We start from the raw sequence: 14,739 nt of genomic DNA, 5'->3' as shown, positions 1-14,739 counted from the left end.
ACCACGAACGCATGGATTCGTTTCATGGCCAGGCACCCTACGCGGTGTGTGACGCCGAGGAGCGCTTTGGACTGGGGTGAGCGAGGCCCTCATCGGAGTGCTTCTGTAATGCGTGCTGCCATAGGCTTTCTCGCTATTGCTACGGTCTTTCCCGGTGCGCCGGTCGCTTCGGCGCTGCCTGTTCACGGAAACTCCACGCCGGAGGCCGTGTCGTTGCCACTGCAGCGCCAATCGGCACTGTCGCATTTACATGGCTTGCCATGCACTCTCGAAGGCGGCTGCGCACGCAGTATCGATGGAGGGTGAGAATGGAACCACCTGAGGCACTCCCGGTCGACCGGCGCACCTCACTCGAATATGTGATCAATCATCTCGCTCGGCTCATGGAACAGGCGCTGCGCGATCGAATCGCCGAATACGGTGTGGTGCCAGGACAATTCGCGCAACTGCTCGCACTGTACGAGAAGGACGGTATTGCGCAGAACGAGCTCTGCGAGAAAGTGCGCATCGATCAGTCGACGATGGCCCACACGCTCAAGCGGATGGAACGTGACGGGTTGATTCTGCGCACTGCCGATCCAGCGGACGGGCGACGGGCGCTGATCCACCTCACCGATCGCGCCCGGGAACTGCAGGGCCCGCTGGTCGCGGCTGCGCTCGACGTGAATGCCATTGCCACTGCGGGTTTTCCGGATCCGCAGGAAGAACATTTCCTTCGCATGGCTCGACGGGCGATCGGCAATCTCGACGCCGATCGGGCCGGATGACCGCCGAAGAGAGGTGAACCATGCTCTCCCGCATTCATCCCTTCGCGGGTGCAATCGGACTGACCACCATCGCGACCTTCTGGATCTCGACCGTGGCGACGGAGATGTTCGGATCGACGCAGGATGTCACCACGCTGAAGCAGACAATTCCGTTTGGACTGCCGATTCTGGTCCTCACCCTGGCGATCACCGGAGCGAGCGGCTTCCGTATGTCCGCGGGATCGACAGCACCGCCTGTCCTCGCAAAAAAGCGCCGGATGCCGATCATCGCCGGCAACGGTCTGCTGGTGCTGATTCCGTCGGCGATCACACTGGACGTACTCGCCGGGCACGGTCACTTCGGTGTCGCGTTCTATTGCGTGCAGGCCCTGGAGCTCATCGCGGGCGCGACCAATATCGCATTGATGTCATTGAATGTTCGCGACGGTCTCCGGCTCACCGGCCGGCTCCGCCCGGTCGCAGGTGGCCGGAGCGGTGTGAACTCACCCGCGACCGGCCCCTCCCTCGAATAGGAAGGCTGTCTGGAATCAGTGCTCGTGGTCGTCTTCGCCGTGCGGGTGGCCGTGTGCGAGCTCGTCCGCGGTGGCATCGCGGACGTCGACGACGCGGACCTGGAAGGTCAGGCGCTGACCGGCCAGCGGGTGGTTGGCGTCGACGGTCACCTCATCGCCGTCCAGTTCGCGGATGGTGATGATCTGGACGTCGCCGTCGGGGGTCTCGGCGTGCAGTTCCATGCCGACCTCGAGCTCGTCGATGCCCTCGATATCGCCGCGGCTGACAATGCTGATCAGCTCGGCCTCGTATTCGCCGTAGCCGTCCTCCGGCTCGATGACGACCTTCAGCTCGTCACCGACGGCCTTGCCCTCCAGCGCGCCTTCCAGCCCGGGGACGATGTTGTCGGCGCCGTGCAGGTATTCGAGCGGTTCGGCGCCGGTCGAGGTGTCGATGACCTCGCCGTCGTCGTCGGTCAGGGTGTAGTCGATGGAGACAACCTTGTTGGCAGTGATCGACATGGGGTAACCCTTTCGGAGAGGAACGCTGAACGAGCAAATGTATATGGCCGCTACGCCCCCTGTGTGCTCAGGTGGAAGTCCTCGGCGTCGGGATCGGAGAGCATGGTTTCCATGGTGTGGCGGTTGAAGGGCAGCAGGTCGATATGGCCGCCCTCGGTGAAGTACCAGGAGTTGCAGCCGGTGTTCCAGACCGTGGGCTCCAGCGCCTCGGCCACGTGCGCGCCGAAGCGGTCGGTGGCCGCTTCGGTGACCTCCAGGGTGTCGAATTCGCCTGTGCTCCAGCGGTTTATCCAGGCGGCGATGTAGCGCGCGGTGACTTCCGCGGCGTGGTGCAGAGGGATGGAACCGGTGGGCGAGTTGGGGCCGAGCACGGTGAAGAAATTGGGGAAACCGGGGATCGCGGTCATGCGGTAGGCGCGGGGGCCCTTGGCCCAGGCCTCGTCGATGGAGATTCCGTCGCGGCCGGTCAATCTCATCGGGCGCATATAGTCGTGCGCGCGGAAGCCGGTGGCGAAGACGATCGTATCGACCTCGTGGTGGCGGCCGTCGGAAGTGCGAATGCCCGTCGGGGTGATCGCCTCGATGCCGGTGGTGACGAGTTCCGCATTGCCGGCGCGCAGTGCGCGATAGTAGCTGCCGGACAACACCTGTCGCTTACACAGCGGCTGGTAGTCGGGGGTGAGCCGCTCGCGCAGTTCCGGGTCGCCGACCTGGGTGCGCAGACTCAACCGCGCGTACTGCTGCACGGCGCGCCGCCGCCAGCTCGGGCGGGTGACCACATCGGTGAACAGCTTCGCGCCGGTCATTCCGGCCTGGTAGAGCGCCCGGTTGAGAGCCGGTAGCCGATCCAGTACGGCGCCGACAAACGCCGGCTGCGGCAATTGCATCGGGGCCCAGATCACCCACTGCGGGCTGCGTACGAAGTGGGTGATCTGCCGCGCCTTCGGCTGCAGTGCCGAAACTACTTGCACCCCAGTGGATCCGGTGCCGATCACGGCGATCCGCCGCCCGGCGGTCGGCAGGGAATCATCCCAGCGGGCGGTGTGCACCACGGTGCCGGTGAACTCGTCCAGACCCGCGATATCGGGCCAGGCCGGATGATGCAGGACGCCGGTGGCGGCGATCACGAAGTCGGCGTCGTAAGCCTCCCCGGCACCGGTCTCGACCCGCCACCCGGAGCCGGTGAATTCCGCCGCGACCACCTCGGCATCGACCCGCAGATGCGGGCGCAGTCCGAACTGGTCGACAATATCGGCGAGATAGCGCTGGATCTCCGGGCCGGGTGCGAACACGTGCGACCAGTCCGGCTTCGGCGCGAAGCCGAACTGGTACACCTGCGACGGCACATCGCAGGTCAGTCCCGGGTAATGGTTCCAATGCCAGACCCCGCCGACGTCGGACCCCTTCTCCAGTATTACGAAATCGTGGAAACCGTTGCGCTGCAGCGTAATCGCACTCGCAATACCGGACACACCCGCGCCGATGATCACGACGCGGGGTTGACGAGACGCAGACATGCCGCACACATCCTTCACTTTGATACCGCCAGAATTCGAATACCGACGGTATTTCTGTTTGGTGAGGATGTCAACGAAGGATCGGATCAGGCCCAGGCGCGACGGGTGCCGGGCATACCGGTGCGGCCCTGCGGGTCGGGAACCACGCCGAGGACCTGGTGCAGCCCGATGCCGCCGTCTTCGAAGCCGAGGGCGGAGGCCGCCATGTAGATGCGCCAGATGCGGGCCCGGCCCTCGCCCGCGAGGGAAACCGCTTCGTCCCAGGCGTTTTCGAGGTTGGCCACCCATTGACGGAGGGTCAGCGCGTAGTGCTCGCGGAGGGCTTCCACATCGCGGACCTCGAAACCGGCGCGTTCCATTGCCAGGGTGACATCTCCGACGTCGAGCAGTTCGCCGTCGGGGAAGACATAGCGGCCGATGAACGAGCGGGCCGTGATCTTGGAACCGCCCTTGGACGAGATCGCGTGGTTGAGCAGGCGGCCCTCGGGATGCAGCAGTGCGCGCAGGGTTTCGAAGTACGCGGCCATGCGATTCGCGCCGACGTGTTCGAACATGCCGATCGAGGAGATCGCGTCGAACTCCTCGCCACGCAGGTCGCGGTAGTCGGACAGGCGGATTTCGACACTGTCGGAGAGGCCGGCTTCGGCGATGCGTTTACGCGCGGCCTCGGCCTGCTCCTTGCTGATCGTGACGCCCACGACCTGCGCGCCGTAGACCTCGGCCGCATGCATCGCCATGGAACCCCAGCCGCAGCCGACATCCAGCAGGCGCATACCGCGACGCTCGGACAGGCCCAGCTTGCGGCAGATCAGATCATGTTTGGCAGCCTGGGCGTCTTCCAGGGAGACGTTGGCGTCGGCAGCCCGTCGGCCGTCATCATCAGCGGCGACGAAGCGCGCACACGAGTAGGTCATGCTCGGCCCGAGCACCAATCGGTAGAAGTCGTTGCCGACGTCGTAGTGGTGGCTGATGGCCGCCGCGTCACGTCCGCGCGTATGCAGCCAGCCGCGCGGGGCCGGGGCCTCCTCGGGCGGCGGCTTCGGACGATGGCTGAGCGCGCCGAGCTGCCGCGCCGCACCCGCGGCCTTGACCGCACCGCTCAGACCCAGCCGCGCACTGTCCGGCACCGCGGTCTGCAGCGCACGCAGAATCTTGAAGATATCGCCGTCGAGGTCGACGCTGCCGGAGACGAAAGCACGGCCGAGTCCCAGCTCGCCTGGCGCCCAAACCATATGGCCCAGAGCATCTTTCGAGCGAATGCGCATGGCGCCGGGAGACTCACCGGCGGGTTGCACCGAGCTGCCGTCCCAGAACTCGAACCGTAGCGGCGGCTGTGTGCCGAAGGCGGCCCGCAGAAGAGGTTCGAACGCGGCCGCGACTGTTGCGTTGTTGCCCATACAACCACTATTGCCTGTCACACGCGGCTGCGCGCGGAGGTCAGCGCCCGAGGGCGTTGCCGAGTTTGTCGACCGCGCGCGCGGCATTACCGCTGGCGCGGTCGAGGCCGCCCTGGTTCCGCAGGCGGGTGTCGCCGATGGCACGGCCGATGAACTGCTTGATCGTGCCGCGCGCGATCTTGGCCTTGTGGGCGATCGCCCTGCCGATGCTCATCGCGGTTGTCCCTTCCTGCGCTTGATTACTCGAGCCGGTCCCGCCAACTCGGGTGGGTGCGAATATGCCGGGAGCCACCGGCGTTTTCGCTGAGGTCACGCCCCGCGGCGGTGACCCCCGGGCGCGTGCGGCGGCTCAGCAACGCCATTCCGATTGCGCCGATGAGGATTCCGGCGCACAGCGCGATGATGACGATCATCGAGACTCCTCAGGGGTGCTTACGCCCGGATCGCTGTCGATCAGTAGTAGTGGCTGCGGCCGCCGACGGCGTGCCCGGTGCGGCCCGCGATCATCAGCACTGCGCCGATGATCAGCAGGATGATCCCGATGGTGACGAGGAGGTGGAAGCCCAAGAGGAATCCCACGACTAGCAGGACCAGTCCGAGAGCGATCATGAGTGGATACCTAATTTCTCTGGTGGTCTTTCCAGTACACGCCTCCGCCACCGGTATGTCAACGCTGTAGACCTACACTTGCAACCTACAGTGGATTTTCCGAGAGAGGGGCCGCTCCACCAGGGCCGCGGATTAGGCCGGCGCAGTCCCCCTGCCCCGCACAGCGAGGTGTATTGCCCGCACCCAGCCCGCGACCCAGACCATCTACAAGGATGCCGCGCACCCGTCGTCGGTGACGCTGCCCATCATCCCGGCCGGGGCAGCAGGCTCCAGCACCTTCGATCTCCGGCCGGGGAAATAGTCAGTTCCAGAGGGCCGCGATCCGGTCCGCCACGGACTTGCCTTGATCGCGACCGGCATCAGCGGACGGCACGCGGGAGACGGTGTCCAGCGGATTCGCCCCGAAGGCCGTGAACGAAGCCTCGTCGGGACTGATCACCTCGACCCGGGCGCCCTTCTCGGTGAGGGTCGAGATCTGCTGTTCCAACTCCTCGTCCGGGAGCGGGGCGATGATCAGCACCCGCTCGTAGCCGACGGCCAGGTCCGCATTCACGGAGGTGCGCACGCCGCCATCGGTGTAGTGCACCCCGTCGATGAGGTGGCAGGGCCAGACCAGCGGGACGGCCGAGCTGGCGGTCACCGCATCCACCAGTGCGATACCCGAATCGCGGTCGAAGACCTGCGGCTCACCGGTTTCCGCGTTCACCACGGTGACCAGCAGCGCTTGCCGCGGCCATTCGTGCGCCGGCAGCCGGGATTCGATGACCGCCCGGCGGGCCGCCACGGGCACCGAATGCACGGTCCTGGCCAATGCGCAGAGCCGCCGCCGCGCCTCGGCCGGATTGCCCTCGGTCGCCGCCTGAATATCGAGAATCTCCGCCCAGAGGCCCTCGACCGAATTGCCCTCCGGCACCAGCTCTTTGCTCTGCAGAGCCGGATCGATCTGGCGCGCGAACAGCTCCTCCGGTGTCAATCCGCTGCTGACCTGCGCGGCGACATTGGCGCCCGCTGAGGTACCCACCAGCACATCGGCATTACGCACATCGACGCCGTTCTCGGCCAAGCCCGCGACAATCCCGTTCGCCCAGGCGATTCCAGCGACGCCACCGCCGCCGATGACCAATGCCCGTTTGTCCGCCATCTACCCGCTCCTCTGCCATACCCCTGCGCCCACTGTCCGTCCTCACACTTCCGGAGAGCGGGCGTAGGGGCAATGGGAGCGCTGAACCGGGTCAGCGGGCGGACCGGCCGGCTCGGGCGAGCCCGCCGCCTATGCGAGCCGCGCTCGTACCCAGACCGGTCGGTCGCAGGAAGAGCAATGCGGGGGTCGGTTCGGCCACGACGGGTGCCGCCGGTGCACTGCGGAATCGCTCCTGCAGCTTCGACTCGGTGTAGCGGCCACAACCGATGTGCCAGTTCAGGATTGCCGCCATCCAGTCCTGTAGTTCGACCGCACGCTGGTCGAGGACGCGGCGGGCGGATTCGTCGAGTTGGTACTCCTCGTACAGCGTGGGCAGTTCGTGGGTGACCACGCGCTCGAACTGCTGCAGGCGTGCGGTCATGAGATCGTTGACGATCTCGACGGCTCGATCGCGGTCGCAGCTCAGGAAATTCTGAATGACGCTGACGCCATTGTGGAAGTCGCCTTCGAACTGCGTCTCCTTCTGATAGGAGAACAGGTCGTTGAGCAGGATCGCGTAGTCGGCGGCGGTGTTCTCCAGGTTCTTGAGCGTCTGGGTGCGATAGACCTCCGGTGGAACCAGATTGCCGTGCGAGAGCCGGGACAGCGCCTTGGTCAGATCCGAACCGAAGGTATCGCGGCGCATCTCCACATAATCGATGGGATCGGGGATGCGGTGCAGCACGTGATTCAGCACCTCCCATTCGCATGCGGAAATGAAACTCTGTACGGCCGTGCGGAATTCGCGCTTCTGGGCGGCGTCCATCACGCCGGTGGTACGTGCCCAGAGATCGGCCAGGCCCATTTCGATGGGATTCGCGGCGGGCGGGAGCGCCGCCGAGTCGAGCGGCATGAAGTCCAGCATCCGGCGGCCCTGGAGTTTGGCGCCGAGCAGGTTCTTGGTGGGGAAGAAGACCGCCGGATAGTAGTCGTCGACGTAGGTGCCCCAGGTCAGCCAGTGCGTCGCCAGATCCAATTCGGATTCGGTCGCGTCCGGGTCCAAACCCGAAGAGCAGAGCGCGAAGTCGAACTCCCGCAGATCGTTTTCGCTCCACCGGGTCAGCTCGGTATCGGGCACCGCGCCGAGCATGCCCACCCCCCGGGCCCAGGTGACCGCATTCTCGCGCGCGGCGTCCAGGTGCGGATTCAACCGCAGGGCGAAGGGCATATAGATCTCGGGCAGCGGGGTGGGCCCGACCTCCGCATAAGGCACATGCAGGAAGCTGTTGAATCGCTTGAGCCCCAGGCCGCTCGGGCTGATCCGCAGTGCGGACATGCCCAGACCGCTCGGCGCGAGCATGGCGAGCAGCGGATTCGCCGTGGACTTGCGCCCCTTGTTCATATAGCGGCTGGACCGCAGATGCCATTCGTGGCCGCCGGCCTGCCAGTCCTGTAATCCCTTGGCGTACAGCGCCACATCGGCCTGCTCCTGCGGGCTGACGCCGAATTCGGCGAAGAGCAAAGGCAATTCGGTGACGGCGGTGTACTCGAACTGCTGGACCCGCGAGGTCAGCAGATCATTGACCACCTCCGCGGCCGGCTGGGTATCGAGGCCGAGGAAACGCTCCAGTACCAGAATGCAATTGGCGTTCTCACCCTCCTCCCGCACCTCACGCTCATAGGAGAAGATGTCGTTGCGCAGATGCACGCCGTCGGAGAAGGTGTCGCGCAGGACACACAGCGGCCGGGTGGCGGCCAGCTCGGCGGGGACTTCCGCCTGCACGGCGTGCTCCACCAGATTCGCCGACCACGGCGCGCCACCGACCTTACGGCGCATCTCGATGTACTCGATCGGATTGGCGATCCGGCCCTCGGTGATATTGGCCAGCTCCCAGCGCGATTCCTCCAGCAGCGCCTGAGTGGTGACAGCGAAGCGGCGGCGCCAGTCCAGCGACATGCTCGGCACCGTGCGCGGCCACAGATCGGCCAGCCCGCGTTCGACCGGATTGGTCGGCTCGGGCATTTCGGTGCCGGTGAGCGGCATGAATTCCCGGAGGCGGTGCAGGTAGTCGCGCGCGCCCTCGGAATCCTGGGTGCGCTTGTAGAGCTCCAGGAAATGGTCGTCGAAATAGAAAACCCAGACATACCAGTCGGTAATCAGATCCAGTTCCGCACCATCGCATTCGGGATGCGTATAGGCGCACAGCAGCCCGTAATCGTGACGTTCCAGGTCCGTTTCGTCCCAAATGTGGTGACCCTCTTGGATTTCGAAGAATCCCATCTCCGCGGCCCACTCCCGGGTGTGCGCCCGAGCCTGGTCGACATGGGGATTCAGCCGCGCCGGATAGGGCATATAGAAATCGGGAAGTTCGAACGGCTGCACAGCACAACCCCCTGGGACTCAACCGAGAATACTGACGAGCGAGACAAGCCGTTATGCGGTATCTACGGTACGACCCGAACCTGGAACCATCACGAAAATCGGTGAAGGTGATCAGGATGCCGGTGCGTCGCGCGCAGACCTGCGGCGAGTAGCACACCCGCGCCGTGCAGCACGACACTGCCGAAAACGGTGAAGACCATGGTGATCAGGGCGAAATCGGCTGGCTCACCGGACAATCCGTTGCAGGCCAGCAGCGCGAAGACGATCGAGGTGGTGCCGCGCGGGCCCAGCCGCAGCCGGTCGCGCCAGGAAAAGGTGGAGCCCAGCATGGCCGCGAAGGCCGGCAGAATCCGCACAATGGTGAGGGCGGCCAGGCTGAAGAGCAGGGTCCTCCACAGGTGCGGACCGACCGGTACATAGACCGCGACACTGCCGACGACGAACCACATCACCACGGTGAGCAGGAAGCCGATATCGTCCAGCAGCTCGAGCTCGTGCCGGAAGTTCGAGGAGCGACGCCAGTATTTGAACGCCAGCCCTCAGACGAACGCGGCGACAAAGCCATCGCCGTGGACGCCGACCGCCACGGCATAGGACAGTATCGGCGCGGCGGCCAGCAGCAACACAGGCCAGGACAACCCCCGCAGCAGCCATGCCCTGCACATCCTCTCAGACGCGGGATCCATTCGACCGCAACACACAAGCGAACACTTGTGGACATCGCCTTCGGCGTTCAGGTGTGCGGATTCGCGTGGCGGTGCTGGATGGCCCACCAGACGCGGATGGCGCTGTGCGGTGCGCGCAGGTCGGTGCCGGTGAGGTCTTCGAAGCGAGCGAGACGGTAGCGAACGGTATTCTGGTGCACTATCAGTCGCTCGGCGGTGGCCTCGATGCGCAGGCCGGATTCGAGGTAGCGCTCGACGGTGTCGATGACCGTGCGGGCCTGCTCGCCGGAGCCCAGCGGATCGAGGTAGCGGGCGGCGAGTTCCTCGCCGAGGTCGGTGTCGGCGACGATCGCGGGCAGCAGGCCGAGGCGGTCGAGATCGGCCGCACCGGTGAGATCGAAGCGGTGCGCGGTGGCGAGCATTCGGCTGGCCAGCCGGAATGATCGCGGCAGATCGGCCAGGTGGGTCGCGGGACCGAAGCCGATGGTGCCGGCGCTCTCGATCAGATCGCTCCCGAGCACGAACCCGGCGAGATCGCCGTCCATGGCCGTGGAGAACCCGCGTATCGCCTGCGGGCCCGGCCGGAGTAATCGACGTAGATCGGCAGCGGCGAGTGGATCGTCGCCGCGGGCGCGAAAGGCGCGGTAGACGTCCTGCACGTCCAGCCCGTACCGCTGCGCCTGAATCTGAATATCCGCGGGCGCGAGCCCGCCCAGCAGCAGACCGCGCGCGAATTCGGCCCGGAACTGCTGATCGTGCCGCGCGAGCTCGATCTCCACATCGCGGTGACCGGCGCTGTAGGCCCGATTGGCCTGATCGACAATATCGAGCAGATCGTGGGTGAGGGCCAGCACGGCGCGGTCGGCAATACGGCCGCTGCGGCCGGAGGTGATGAGATCCGCCAGGATTTCCCGCACCGCGATGCGCCAGCCGTTCTGCACATCGGACAGTGAAACACCTTGCCGCGCACGAGTTTCCCCGAACTCACGCAGCGCGGCCAGATCGTCCGCGGTGAGTGCGCGCTCGGCGCGGAGCGCGGCGAGCAGCCGATCCACCATGAGCTCGGTCGTCGCGGCGATCTCCGCATCCGTGAGCGCGGAATAGCCGGCCATCTCCGCCCGCGCGCGGGCGACGATACGGCCGACCAGCTGGTCGGCCTGCGCGAGCACACGATTCAGCAGCCGGCTGCGTGCGGTCGGTGACGCGGAGTCGCGGGAATCGGTCATCTCGGGTTCGAGGCTACGGCCGGACTTTGGAAAAACCAACAAACCCGGCGGTCGATAGTCCGGTGCCCACTCCATGGCCCAGGTCACAGTCCCCTGCCGATACTTGTGACGTCCGACACCGCCGTTCGACAGAGGATTCGCCCCATGTACCTGACCCAGGGACTGCACCGCGCCGCACAGCAAACCCCCGACGCCGTCATGACCATTTTCGGGGACCGCACCCGGACCTTCCGGGAGGGCCTGGATCGGGTGGCCCGGCTGGCGAGCGCACTGCGCGACCTCGGGGTCGGCGACGGCGACCGGGTGGCCATCCTGGGCCTGAACTCCGATCGCTATCACGAATATCTGCTGGCCGTGCCGTGGGCGAATGCCGTGCTCAATCCGGTCAATATCCGCTGGAGCCCGGCCGAGATCAGCTATTCGCTGCGCGACTCCGGCACCACGGTGCTGCTGGTCGACGATGCCTTCGCACCCATGCTGCCCGCACTGCGGCAGGAGCATCCCGAACTCGCCACGGTGATCCACTGCGGCGAGGGCCCCACGCCCGAGGGCATGCTCGGCTACGAGGAACTGATCGCCGCGGCGGCGCCGATCGCGGACGCCCGGCGCGGCGGTGACGCGCTCGCCGGAGTGTTCTACACCGGTGGCACCACGGGTTTCCCCAAGGGCGTCATGCTCAGCCACACCAATATCGCGACCTCCGCACTGGGCGGTGTCGCCAGCGGTGAGTTGTTCACGCCCGGTGTGCGATTCCTGCACGCCGCGCCCATGTTCCATCTCGCCGATCTGGCGGGCTGGTACGGCACCCTGCTGCTGGGCGGCACCCACGTCATGATCCCGGCCTTCGATCCGGTGGCCACCATGGCCGCCATCGAAACGCACCGGGTGACCGGAACGGTATTGGTACCGGTCATGATTCAGCTGCTGGTCGATCATCCGGCGGTCGCCGAACACGATCTCTCCAGCGTCCGGCAACTCATGTACGGCGCATCACCCATTTCGGCCGCACTGCTCGAGCGCGCCATGAAGGCTTTCAGCGCAGCGGGTTTCGTGCAGGCGTACGGCATGACCGAACTCGCGCCCATCGCCACCCTGCTCGGCGCCGCGGATCACCTTGCGGGACACCTGCGTTCGGCGGGGCGCGCGATGCCGCACAGCGAAGTGGTGATCATGGATCCGGACGGCAACGAGGTGCCGCGCGGCACGGTCGGCGAAATCGTGGTCGGCGGTGCGCATGTCATGCTCGGCTACTGGAACCGGCCGGAGGAGACCGCGGCCGCGGTGCGCGACGGCTGGATGCACACCGGCGATGGCGGCTATATGGATGAGCAGGGCTACGTCTACATCGTCGACCGGATCAAGGACATGATCGTCAGCGGCGGGGAGAACGTGTATTCCGCCGAGGTCGAGAACGCGGTCGCCGCCCACCCCGCCGTCGCCGCCTGCGCGGTAATCGGCGTGCCCGACCAGGATTGGGGTGAGCGCGTGCACGCGGTCATCGTCTGTCAACCCGGGAGGCAGGTGACCGTCGAGGAGATCCGCGCGCACGCCAAGAACCTCATCGCCGGTTACAAGGCGCCCCGCACCATCGATGTGGTGACCGCGCTCCCGGTCTCCGGGGCGGGCAAGATACTGAAACGCGATCTCCGCAAACAGTATTGGGACGCCGACGCCCGCCAGGTGAACTGACTCGGCTCACTCGAGGCTGAAGTAGGCGAGACTGCCGACGCCGACCACCAGGCAGTAGATGGCGAACGGCGTCAGCGTCTTGGTCTCGAAGTAGCTGACCAGGAACTTGACCGAAACGTAGGCGAGCACACCGGCCACCACACTGCCCGCCAGGGCGGGACCCAGAATGTCGTGGTTCTCGGGCTTGAACAGCTCCGGCGTCTTGAGCACTCCGGCCGCCAGGATCACCGGCGTGGCCAGCAGGAACGCGAAACGCGCCGCATCCTCGTGCCGCATGCCCTTGAACAGGCCCGCGACAATGGTGCTGCCGGAGCGGCTGATACCGGGGAAAAGCGCTGCGATCTGGGCGGATCCGATAATCAGCACGGACTTCACGCCGAGCCTGGACAGCCGCACATCGGAGGCGTGGTCCGGGTCGGTCGTGGGCAGCACCAGGGTGTCCTCCGCGGACAGATCCACCGTGCGGGCGGTGGGGCTGGAGAGCACCAGATTGCGCTCGGTCTCCCGCTTGCGCAGCAGTTCCGCCGACAGCAGCACCACGCCGTTGAGCGCGAGGAACGCCGAGGTGGGTATCGGCGTGCCGAGATAGTTGCGCACCGCCTTCTCCAGCACCAGCCCTGCCAGGCCGACCGGAATGGTGGCGATGATCAGCAGCACTCCCAATTGCGCCTCGGGAGAGCGGATCTGCCGGGTGCGCGCGACATCCCACAGCCCGCGGAAAATGCGCACCCAGTCGCGCCAGAAGAACACGACCAGCGCGATGGCGGTGGCGACGTGCATGGCGACCAGCAATGCCAGGTACGGCGAATCCTTGGCCGACATATTCAAGTCATCGGCCCACTTTCCGCCCACCAGGGCGGGCAGCAGAATGCTGTGTCCCAGACTCGATACCGGGAACAGCTCGCTCACCCCCTGGAGCGCGCCGACGACGATCGATTCCACGTAGCTTATGGCCATACGAATTCCTGTCGGGGAGCGGCGAGCGGTCGGGCCACCTCGAAACCGGTCGAGGCTACTCGCTCCGGGAGGCTACTCGATCACCCGGGCGACTGCTCAAAGGCGGTGGATGAGGCAAGTCGGTGGTAGGAAATAGCCATGAGACCCGAACTGACCGATTGGCTGGCGCGGGGCCGGTACTTCGAGCACGACGGGCAGCGCACCTTCTACATTCGCGAGGGCAGCGGGCCCACCCTACTGCTCATCCACGGCTATCCGTTCAACTCCTATGACTGGCACCGCATCTGGCCCGATCTCACCGCGCACTACGACGTGATCGCCCCGGACATGCTCGGTATGGGCTTCTCGGACAAGCCGATCCGGCACACGTACAGCGTGCTCGAACACGCCACCCGGCACGATGCGCTGCTGCGGCAACTGGACGTGCCGCACACGCTGCTGCTCGCGCACGATCTCGGCGTCAGCGTGGCGCAGGAATTGCTGGCCCGCCGGGTGGACGGCGCGGAGGTACCCGGCATCGACGCGGTGGTGTTCCTCAACGGCGGGCTGTTCGCGGAGGCCTACCGGCCGCGGCTGGTGCAGAAACTGCTGACCTCACCGCTCGGCAATATCGCCGGGCCGCTCATGACCGACGGTCTGGTCAAGGCCTCGGTGCGGGAGATGTTCGGCCCGGCCACCAAGCCCACCGACGACGAGATGCGGGTGCTGCTGGAGGTCCTGTTCTACAACCGCGGCCGCTTCGTCTCACACCTGGTCGGGCGCTTCATCGACGAGCGTGTCACCTTCCGCGACCGCTGGGCCGAACCGCTGGTGCACGCGACCGTGCCGATGCGCATGATCAACGGCTCGCTCGACCCGAACTCGGGCGCGCATATGGCCGCCCGGTACCGCGAAATCGTGCCGAACCCCGATATTGTCAGCCTCCCCGAAATCGGCCACTGGCCGCAGCTCGAAGATCCGCGCGGCGTATTCGAGGCGGCACATGCCTTCCTGCAACAGAACTCGGGTGACTGATCGGCGGTTCGCGGGCGAACGCAAACCATTCAGCCAGCATGGACGGTATATGCGTGGAATACTTCGGCAATATGCAGACCAGGGGGTCGAGCGGCCGTAAGGTCCTCCCGAACCGCATGATCCGAGGAAACCGTGTTCGATAGCTACGATTCCGCCGACGATCCGGAATTGGCGCAGGCCAGAGTCTTCTTGTCAGAGCTGGAAAAGCATGCGGTAACTCTCGCCCGAAGACTACAGACGGCGGGCACGCTGGATATGCGGCAATCGATCAATGCCGATCTGGCGGTGGTCCGCCGGTGCGTAGATCGAATTCAGCGCCGGTTCCCCGGAATTGCCGTACCGCGGATCGCGGGCGCGCCACCGGCCGGGCCGCCGCCCTGAG

Annotated in this window: 17 protein-coding genes; 5 read left to right on the top strand and 12 right to left on the bottom strand. The window is 65.9% G+C overall.

Translation table 11 applies throughout. The annotated features are described in order from the left end of the window. Nucleotides 1–308: 308 nt before the first annotated feature. Entirely contained in the window at nt 309–767 is a 459-nt protein-coding gene (locus OG716_RS35730) for a MarR family winged helix-turn-helix transcriptional regulator (RefSeq protein WP_405134712.1), read from the top strand. A gap of 20 nt (nt 768–787) precedes the next feature. Beyond that, entirely contained in the window at nt 788–1,279 is a 492-nt protein-coding gene (locus OG716_RS35725) for a hypothetical protein (protein WP_405134711.1), read from the top strand. A 15-nt stretch (nt 1,280–1,294) separates the two neighbouring features. On the opposite strand, the gene OG716_RS35720 is transcribed toward OG716_RS35725, so the two are convergent. The 11 genes from OG716_RS35720 to OG716_RS35670 form a co-directional block, all read right to left on the bottom strand. Next, on the bottom strand, nt 1,295–1,780 hold the full coding sequence (locus OG716_RS35720) for a peptidylprolyl isomerase (RefSeq protein WP_405134710.1): 486 nt from the start codon (nt 1,778–1,780) through the stop codon (nt 1,295–1,297). Nucleotides 1,781–1,830: 50 nt separating this feature from the next. After that, entirely contained in the window at nt 1,831–3,297 is a 1,467-nt protein-coding gene (locus OG716_RS35715) for a flavin-containing monooxygenase (protein WP_405134709.1), read from the bottom strand. Nucleotides 3,298–3,383: 86 nt separating this feature from the next. Beyond that, on the bottom strand, nt 3,384–4,694 hold the full coding sequence (locus OG716_RS35710) for a class I SAM-dependent methyltransferase (protein ID WP_405134708.1): 1,311 nt from the start codon (nt 4,692–4,694) through the stop codon (nt 3,384–3,386). Between the two features lie 40 nt (nt 4,695–4,734). Beyond that, the gene (locus OG716_RS35705; RefSeq protein ID WP_405134707.1) at nt 4,735–4,908 is read right to left on the bottom strand and encodes a CsbD family protein; all 174 of its coding nucleotides are present in this window, start codon (nt 4,906–4,908) and stop codon (nt 4,735–4,737) included. 25 nt (nt 4,909–4,933) lie between these two features. Then, nucleotides 4,934–5,107 carry a hypothetical protein gene (locus tag OG716_RS35700; RefSeq protein ID WP_405134706.1) on the bottom strand — a complete coding sequence of 58 codons (174 nt, stop codon included), beginning with the start codon at nt 5,105–5,107 and terminating at the stop codon, nt 4,934–4,936. A gap of 40 nt (nt 5,108–5,147) precedes the next feature. Continuing rightward, a complete protein-coding gene (locus OG716_RS35695) occupies nt 5,148–5,303 on the bottom strand; it encodes a DUF6131 family protein (RefSeq protein WP_355119578.1) in 156 nt (51 codons plus the stop codon). 301 nt (nt 5,304–5,604) lie between these two features. After that, nucleotides 5,605–6,444 (bottom strand): patatin-like phospholipase family protein, encoded by an 840-nt coding sequence (locus OG716_RS35690; RefSeq protein WP_405134705.1) that lies wholly within the window; start codon nt 6,442–6,444, stop codon nt 5,605–5,607. 91 nt (nt 6,445–6,535) lie between these two features. Then, nucleotides 6,536–8,806, bottom strand: coding sequence for a germacradienol/geosmin synthase (locus OG716_RS35685; protein WP_405134704.1), 2,271 nt, complete (start codon nt 8,804–8,806; stop codon nt 6,536–6,538). Between the two features lie 89 nt (nt 8,807–8,895). After that, nucleotides 8,896–9,342, bottom strand: coding sequence for a cation:proton antiporter (locus OG716_RS35680; RefSeq protein WP_405140140.1), 447 nt, complete (start codon nt 9,340–9,342; stop codon nt 8,896–8,898). Between the two features lie 3 nt (nt 9,343–9,345). Next, nucleotides 9,346–9,471: a hypothetical protein gene (locus OG716_RS35675; RefSeq protein ID WP_405134703.1), complete on the bottom strand. Its 126-nt coding sequence runs from the start codon at nt 9,469–9,471 to the stop codon at nt 9,346–9,348. A gap of 68 nt (nt 9,472–9,539) precedes the next feature. Then, entirely contained in the window at nt 9,540–10,697 is a 1,158-nt protein-coding gene (locus OG716_RS35670) for a helix-turn-helix domain-containing protein (RefSeq protein ID WP_405134702.1), read from the bottom strand. Between the two features lie 144 nt (nt 10,698–10,841). On the opposite strand from OG716_RS35670, the gene OG716_RS35665 reads away from it, so the two are divergent. Next, nucleotides 10,842–12,386, top strand: a complete 1,545-nt coding sequence (locus OG716_RS35665; RefSeq protein ID WP_405134701.1) for an acyl-CoA synthetase — start codon at nt 10,842–10,844, stop codon at nt 12,384–12,386. Nucleotides 12,387–12,392: 6 nt separating this feature from the next. Here the strand turns inward: OG716_RS35665 and OG716_RS35660 are convergent, their stop codons facing one another. Next, nucleotides 12,393–13,349 carry an undecaprenyl-diphosphate phosphatase gene (locus tag OG716_RS35660; RefSeq protein ID WP_405140138.1) on the bottom strand — a complete coding sequence of 319 codons (957 nt, stop codon included), beginning with the start codon at nt 13,347–13,349 and terminating at the stop codon, nt 12,393–12,395. 132 nt (nt 13,350–13,481) lie between these two features. On the opposite strand from OG716_RS35660, the gene OG716_RS35655 reads away from it, so the two are divergent. Both OG716_RS35655 and OG716_RS35650 read left to right on the top strand, forming a co-directional pair. Then, on the top strand, nt 13,482–14,357 hold the full coding sequence (locus OG716_RS35655) for an alpha/beta fold hydrolase (RefSeq protein ID WP_405134700.1): 876 nt from the start codon (nt 13,482–13,484) through the stop codon (nt 14,355–14,357). Nucleotides 14,358–14,489: 132 nt separating this feature from the next. Further along, on the top strand, nt 14,490–14,738 hold the full coding sequence (locus OG716_RS35650) for a hypothetical protein (RefSeq protein WP_355119594.1): 249 nt from the start codon (nt 14,490–14,492) through the stop codon (nt 14,736–14,738). Nucleotide 14,739 lies beyond the last annotated feature (1 nt).

This window comes from Nocardia sp. NBC_01388, assembly GCF_045040085.1.
In the GTDB taxonomy this organism is placed as follows: domain Bacteria; phylum Actinomycetota; class Actinomycetes; order Mycobacteriales; family Mycobacteriaceae; genus Nocardia.
This window is presented reverse-complemented; position numbering and strand designations above follow the sequence as displayed.